Source organism: Aquimarina sp. MMG015 (assembly GCF_018100855.1).
Lineage (GTDB): Bacteria > Bacteroidota > Bacteroidia > Flavobacteriales > Flavobacteriaceae > Aquimarina > Aquimarina latercula.
In genome coordinates this window covers 1-7,484 of the sequence record NZ_JAGJEB010000023.1, presented here as the reverse complement: position 1 = coordinate 7,484, position 7,484 = coordinate 1, and the positions used below count along the sequence as shown (strand labels likewise).

5 protein-coding genes are annotated in these 7,484 nt (G+C 34.6%); all 5 read left to right on the top strand.

Annotated features, from left to right (window positions below):
- Positions 1 to 253: 253 nt before the first annotated feature.
- The 5 genes from J8L88_RS23285 (at position 254) to J8L88_RS23265 (ending at position 7,286) form a co-directional block, all read left to right on the top strand.
- A complete protein-coding gene (locus J8L88_RS23285) occupies positions 254 to 2,188 on the top strand; it encodes a site-specific DNA-methyltransferase (protein ID WP_247666542.1) in 1,935 nt (644 codons plus the stop codon).
- A 3-nt stretch (positions 2,189 to 2,191) separates the two neighbouring features.
- A complete protein-coding gene (locus tag J8L88_RS23280; protein WP_211062055.1) occupies positions 2,192 to 4,789 on the top strand; it encodes a DEAD/DEAH box helicase family protein in 2,598 nt (865 codons plus the stop codon).
- 158 nt (positions 4,790 to 4,947) lie between these two features.
- Positions 4,948 to 5,460, top strand: a complete 513-nt coding sequence (locus tag J8L88_RS23275) for a hypothetical protein (RefSeq protein ID WP_211062052.1) — start codon at positions 4,948 to 4,950, stop codon at positions 5,458 to 5,460.
- Positions 5,461 to 5,522: 62 nt separating this feature from the next.
- Positions 5,523 to 5,978, top strand: coding sequence for a hypothetical protein (locus tag J8L88_RS23270; RefSeq protein ID WP_211062050.1), 456 nt, complete (start codon positions 5,523 to 5,525; stop codon positions 5,976 to 5,978).
- A gap of 108 nt (positions 5,979 to 6,086) precedes the next feature.
- Positions 6,087 to 7,286 (top strand): DUF1566 domain-containing protein, encoded by a 1,200-nt coding sequence (locus tag J8L88_RS23265; RefSeq protein WP_211062048.1) that lies wholly within the window; start codon positions 6,087 to 6,089, stop codon positions 7,284 to 7,286.
- The last annotated feature ends 198 nt before the right edge of the window (positions 7,287 to 7,484 follow it).

Sequence of the window (7,484 nt, the reverse complement as noted above, 5' to 3'; positions counted from 1 at the left end):
ATACCCTATTTAAAAAACGAACTAGATTAAAAAATAATATTGAATGCAAAAAAACATCAGTATCTAAATGTCAAGATTAACAGAATTAATATCACAAATTAAATCCAAAGACTCGCAACTCGGAGTTGATCTTGAAAGAGAGTTTAAAGCCCTTTCCTCTCGAAGGGAGTTTGGATTAAACTTTGAACGCCACAGACCAGAAATTGTTGAATTACCTAACCGTGCGGTTCGTAAAGGTGATAAGGTTCGTGTATTGCCTGAACGTGGTTCTACTAAAAAAGGAGATCAGCAATTATGGCTAATCAAAAAAATCAAGAAGAATAAAAAGCAAAATATTGCGACTCTTGAGTCCACTATTAAAGAAGAAAAGAAAACGAAAGAAGCTAACGTTGATGACTTAATTGTTATTGCAGAATTCCAAGATTACATCTATCCTGGTTTAGTAAGTACAGGTAAGGTTGAGAAAGGTGATGACAAACCATATCACACTGTAATTAACGGTGAGAATTACCATGCCCTAAAAGCACTGACATTTACACACAAAGGTAAAATTGATGCCATATACATTGACCCCCCATACAACACAGGTGCTAGGGATTGGAAATATAATAATGACTATGTTGAAACTGATGATGTTTATAGGCATAGTAAATGGCTAGCCTTTATGGAAAGGCGCCTTATCATCGCAAAGAAATTATTGAATCCAAATAATAGCGTCTTAATTGTTACGATTGATGATAAGGAAGCTTCTAGACTAGAGTTGTTGTTAGAGCAAACTTTCCCAGAATCAAAGATAGAAATGATAACCTCTGTTATTAATCCTAGAGGAAAATACAGACAAGGTGAGTTCGCTAGGTGTGAGGAGTATATTTTTTTTGTAGCGATTGGTTCTGCCAAAGTTCAGGGAGAGCCAGATGAAGATTTTTCAAAAGGAACTTCAATTAGTTGGAGAACTTTAAGAAGAAGTGATATCACATCGGCTAGAGGAACTGCTAAAGGAGGTACCTCTCAATTTTATCCGATTTATGTCAACAAGAATAACTCGATAGAAAAAATTGGAGAAGCTCTACCTCATAATTCAGATAGGCATTCTGCACCTTCGATTAAAGGATGTACTACTGTGTTTCCAATGCGAGATGATGGTACTGAAATGAATTGGGGTTTAACTGGTCTTTCTTTAAAAAAATTATTGAAAAAGGGGTATGTTCGGGTGGGAAGGGCTACCCCAAATAAACCACAACTTTATGAACTTTCGTATTTGACTTCTGGAAGAATAGAAGATATTCGATCAGGCAAAGCAAAAGTTATTGGCAAAAATGTAGATGGAAGTGTCAAAGCTGTTTACCAGACATCTAAGGAGAAAATGCCTATTTCTACTTGGAACAGACCTTCTCATAATGCAGAAGTTTGTGGAACAGAATTATTAAAAAGCTTGCTTGGAGAAAAAGCATTTCCATTTCCGAAAAGTTTATATGCAGTTGAAGACTGTTTGCGCTTCTTTGTTAAGGACAAGCCTCAGTCAATTATTTTGGATTTTTTCTCAGGATCTGGCACAACAGCTCATGCTGTAATGAGATTAAACAAACAGGATAATGGTAACCGTCAATGTATTTCTGTTACGAATAATGAAGTTTCAGCTAATGAACAGAAAGATCTGGCAGAAAAAGGACTTAGGCCTGGTGATATGGACTGGGAAAAATGGGGGATTTGTGACTACGTAACAAAACCAAGAATAAAATCCGCAATTACAGGTAAAACACCTAAAGGTAAAGCAATCAAAGACAATTATAAGTTTACAGATGAGTTTCCCATGTCAGATGGCTTCAAAGAAAATGCTGAATTCTTCACGCTAACCTATGAAACTCCCATATCAATAAGTTACAATCTAGCATTTGAAAACATAGCTCCATTATTATGGATGCGTGCCGGAAGCAAAGGAAAACAAATCGGTTCAATTCCGGAGTCTGGATGGGCTGTGGCAGATAGTTATGGAGTTTTATTTGATCTCGATAAAAGTAGCACATTCTGTAAAGCAATAAATGCACAAACCAATATTAAAATTGCCTACATAGTCACTGATGATGACAGGCGTTTTCAATCCATTGCCAAACGTTTGCTAAAAGAAGTTGAGCCTGTAAGGTTATACGAATCTTACTTAAAGAATTTTCAATTTACAAGTGACATTTAAGGTATGAAGTTTACACTAAAAGACTATCAAGAAGAAGCTGTTTCAGATGTGCTCGTGAATATGCGAAAAGCATCAAAACGCTGGCAAGAAGATGGTGATATACACGCTTTTTCACTCACGGCAACAACAGGTGCCGGTAAAACGGTTATGGCAGCAGCAGTATTCGAAGCCATGTTTTATGGTGAAGACACTTTTAATTTTGAAGCAAATCCTACAGCTGCGGTCATTTGGTTTAGTGATGATCCATCTCTTAACGAACAAACCAGGTTCCGCCTTTTAGAGGCCGCAGATAAGTTGGATATTACAGATTTAGTTGTCATTGAAAACACATTTAATCGGGAAAAATTTGAGCCAGGGAAAGTTTACTTCATTAATACTCAAAAGTTAAGTAAAAAGAGCCTTTTGGTGAGAGGGCACAGAGATACTTCTAAAGAAGATCCTAATCAGCAAGAGCTATATCCAGATGCTAAACCAGATATGCGTGCTTACACATTTTGGGATACCGTACAAAACACTGTAGAAGACTCATCAATCACTCTCCATTTGGTATTAGACGAAGCACATAGAGGCATGGGGAAATCCACCCAATCAAAAAAGGATGAAAAATCAACTATTGTTAAAAGATTGATTAACGGTTCAGGTTCAGTTCCGGCTATACCAATTGTTTGGGGTATTTCTGCAACGGTTAAAAGGTTCAATGATGCCATTGATGCTGCGAACGGTAGAGCGACTCTACCTAATGTAATAGTTGATTCTGCTAAAGTGCAAGACTCAGGTTTACTAAAGGATACTATTATATTAGATATACCTGATGAGGTCGGGAAGTTTGATAGCGTATTAATAAAAAGGGGAACAGAAAAAATTAAAGATTCAACAGCGGCATGGAACGAATATGCAAATCAACAAGAAGAAAATGAAACTGTTGTTCCTCTAATGGTATTTCAAGTTCCAAATTCACCTGATCCAGCAGAGATAGGTCGTTCTTTAGATACTATTTTCACTGAGTGGCCTGAGTTAAGCGAAGATGCAATTGCTCATGTGTTTGGAGAGCATAAAACACAAACCTTTGGAAGACACACAGTAGAATATATTGAGCCTCAAAGGGTCCAAGAGACATCAAGAATAAAAGTGCTAATAGCGAAAGATGCAATAAGCACTGGTTGGGATTGTCCTCGAGCTGAAGTGATGGTTTCTTTTAGACCTGTAAAAGACAAAACGCATATTACACAGCTTATGGGGCGTATGGTGAGGACACCATTAGCTCGTAGAATTCCGGGTAATGATAGATTGAACTCAATTAATTGCCTTTTACCCTTTTTTGATACCAAATCAGTAGAGGCAGTTGCAGATGCTCTTATGAAAGGGGGAATAGATGAAGGAGATTCCGTTTTAACTGGAAGAAGAGTTCTTATTAATCCAATTGAGGTTAAACCAAATCCGGATCTTCCTGAAGATTTGTGGAGTAAAGTGGAAACATTGCCTTCTCAAACCTTACCTAAAAAGATTGCTAAACCTATAAAAAGACTAACCTCTCTTGCGCATGAACTTGCTTCAGACAACCTGATAGATGATGCTGGTAAAAAAGCACACCATCATCTACATGAGGCATTGGATAAGGCGAAGATAACCTATGCTGATGAAATAAAAAAAGCTCGTGAATCTGTGCTAGTAATGGAAGGGAAAAGTTTAAAAACAGATTTGAAAGGCCAAAAAAAATCATTTGATGAGTTTGTCGAAGACGCTGACTATACTGTAATTAATGATGCTTTTCGGAGGGCAGCTCGCGGATTAAGTCCAGACTTAGCAAAAACTTATGCGAACTATCTAGCTGAAAAAAATGATGATACAGACACCAAAGAAGAGGCTTTAATGGAGGCTCATACCGATATAGCGGCAATTGGTCTTGTGACAAACATTCAAACTATTGTTGAGACCGCAGCGGATGACTTATCAAAAAAATGGCTTAAAGAACATAAAGTATCAATTAACAAATTATCAGATGATCGTAAAGAGACATATCGTGTTCTTAGAAGTTGGAGCAAGGAACCAGTCGATATTGAATTGGTAAAACCAAATTCATGGATGGTTCCTACAACAGCAATAGAAAGTGAAATTGAAACTACCTTACCTTTAATGGAAAAGCACATCATGAGTAATTCTGCGAAGTTATTTCCAGCTGATTTAAATGACTGGGAAACTCATGTTCTTGAAAGAGAGGCAAAAAAAGAAAATTATGTGGCTTGGTACAGAAACCCAAGTAATGCCTCTCAGGAGTCTTTGGGTATCTCCTTCATAGAAAATAAAGACTATTCAATTATTAGACCCGACTTTATATTCTTTTCACAAAAAGAGGACAAATCAATTGAAGCCAATATTGTTGATCCTCATGGATTCCATCTAAGCGATGCACTCCCTAAATTAAAGGGTATGATAGAGTATGTAGAATCACATGGAGACCTTTATGGTAGAATTGAGGCTATAGCTAAGGTCGGTGATAAATTTAGAAGTATAAATCTAAAAAATCCTGATGTGCAATCTGCAATAAACAAAGCGGAAACTGCCAAAAGCTTGTATGAAGGAACATTCGCAAATGACTATTAATTGAATAAAAAACAGGGTATAACAACGTATATAAAAAATAGCGGTTTTTGTGCTTTTACGAAAGACAAATAGTCTAATAAAGTCATTTATAAACCGAAAAGTTAGTGCCTAAAAATCCGCTACTTTTCATATACAAAACCGTTGTGGTGCATTAAAAAATGGAAGAATTAATAGAAAAATCTACTAAACAAATTAAAGACCGAATTGAATTTTGGTTCTTTAAGTATTTCAATAAAACCAAAACGGATTTTAATGGAAATGAGATCTTTACTTTGTTTGAACTTTTAAATGCGAAATTGCAAGTTGAACTTAAACAACGATTAAGTTTAGATGGAAATGAGATTCCTGTATTAGTCTTGAAAATTTCGGAATCGGAACTTGTAATTAACACAACTAAAAAGTTTGTCCGAATTGACTCTGACTCGAGTGAAATCATTAATTACTCTGAATTTGAATGGCATAATGGATATAAAAGTATTTCTATTATTAATACACCAACTGATAAAGTTGCTAATGTCAAAACAGAAGGTTTGATTTCGGATTTCGGATTAAGAAAAAGAAACGGAAAAATAATTTATTGGAAGATCCCATCTGGAAAGCCAGGTTTTGCTTTTTGGAATGTTACCAAGAAGTGTGAATTAATTGGGAGAAAATTTAAAATAATTGAATAAAAACGACACCACAACCAAGTGTATAGTGCATTTCAAATAAGATGCTAAGAAGATTATAATAGATGAGAACTTATCCAGAAAACACCGAAGAACTAGAAAAAAAACACAGTTTTAGTTTTCCATTAGATAACAAAAAATTAGAGCTTATTCATAATAATGTTATTTTACGTAATGATATTGCATACGTATTTTTAAAATCCAGAATCTTAAATTCACTAAAAATGCAAAATCTATTTGAAAACGAATTATTCAGTGAGTCTTTTTTGGACAAAAAATTTAACCAAACGGATAGACTTAAAATTTATAAAGCAATAAAAAATCGGCTTCCTATGCCAGTTAGTGAGAGAAATAAATTAAGTTTATATTCTTTGTTTCAGTTAAATGAAAAACCAAAAGTCGATTCAAGAGTATTAACAATTAAAGACTTAATTTTTGATTTAATCAAGCAGCACAGATTGACTATTAAGGGAGATTTTGAAGCATTTTTTAAACATGAGCTTGACAGATTAAAATACTAAAACGACACCACAACAATATGTAAAAATGCATTAAAACGCATTTTACATTAACCGTTGTATGCAAGTTTAAGAAAGAATATAGAATCACAATAAATAAATTAGGATATTATGAAAAAGAACATATTGAAAGTATTTTTTTATAGTGTCATCATTATTTTAATGAGCTGCCAAAGTTCTAATAAAAATAAAGAAAACATCGTAGAAACCAATGAGGTTAAGTTTATTGTTACAGACACATATCAAGACAAATTTTATAATGAAAAGGGAGAACCAATTTCTAAGCCTGGTGAAGACCAAGATTATTATGGTCAAGATGCACAGTTTAATGGTATTGCTCCTTCGTTTAAAGACAATAACGATGGTACAATAACAGATTTAAATACAGGATTGATTTGGCAAAAAACACCCGATTTTAAACGTCATAAATTTTACGAGGCCTTTACTTATGTTGATGAATTGGAAATTGGTGGTTACACCGATTGGAGATTACCAACCATAAAAGAATTATATTCAATTAGTAATTTTAATGGGCAACTTGTTCCTGAAGATATGACTAAGTCGCAACCTTATTTAGACACTGTTTATTTCGATTTTAAATATGACCAACGTATGTTTTTCGCCGGACAATATTGGTCTAGTTCGAAATATGTAAAAGGGCCATTACAAAATATAAAAATGGAAGGAGCTTTTGGTTTTAACTTTGCTGACGGACATATTAAATCATATGAAACAGGATTATATTTTAACGGAAAAGAAGGTGTTAGAGCACCCGGGTGTTTTGTAAGGGCAGTTCGTGGAAAAGAAAATATATACGGAGTTAATAAGTTTGTCGATAATAAAAACGGAACCATAACTGATAAAGCAACTAAATTAATGTGGCAAAAAGTTGATAATGGTAATACCTATGATTGGAAAGAAGCTCTTCTTTACGCAAAAAACAGTGAACTTGCAGGATTTACAGATTGGCGTTTACCAAACACTAAAGAATTACAATCCATTGTAGATTACAGCAAAAAAACAATACCTGCAATAGACGAAAACTTTTTTTCTTGTACCAACAATGATAGTTGGTTTTGGACAAGTACAACACAAGGAGATTTTAAATATACTGCCTGTTATGTAGCGTTTGGCAAAGCTTACAGCAAAGACAACAGCAAAGTAATGGATTATTATGATTGGCACGGAGCTGGAGCTCAACGTTCTGACCCAAAATCTGGAAACATTGAAGATTATTTAATGGAATCGGTTAATGCCGCAGATTTGATTAGAATAAAAAATTATGTTAGACTAGTTAGAGATAACAACTAAGAAAACCAGCATACAACAATGCATAAAAAACATAAGTGATTCAGTGGTTTACGAAACTTTGGTGCATTTATTCAGCTCCGCCTAATCTGCGATTTGACGGGTTTGTTTAATATTTTAAATTTGTGTCAAAACGCAAATTTGGCTCAGTGCAACTTGACAGGTATGTGCTTCGAAATCACTTACGTTTCTTATACTAAC